Below are 233 nucleotides of genomic sequence, written 5' to 3' on the forward strand. Positions count from 1 at the left end.
GCCACGCCGTCTTCATCTAAAAATGTCAGCGTTATTTCACTCAAGGTGGTGTTTAAATTAGCAGTTGAATGCCATGCTCCGAAGACAACTTTCATGTCGCTGGCAGCAAGTACACTGTCAAGATTATCTGTATTACCGAAGCCTATCGAAGCCATAGTCACGACTTGCGTAGCACTACCGGTTGTTGCTGAATAACCACTATTTGACCCTAGCATAGTGCTCTCAGCACCGCT

General features: G+C 45.9%; 1 protein-coding gene. It reads right to left on the minus strand.

Features of this window, described 5'->3' with window-relative positions; all coding sequences use genetic code 11:
- On the minus strand, positions 1–215 hold a 215-nt coding region (locus ACX5KA_RS12845; protein WP_458731339.1), incomplete at its 3' end, for a hypothetical protein.
- Positions 216–233: the final 18 nt, after the last annotated feature.

The sequence above is a fragment of the Alteromonas alvinellae genome (assembly GCF_902705805.1).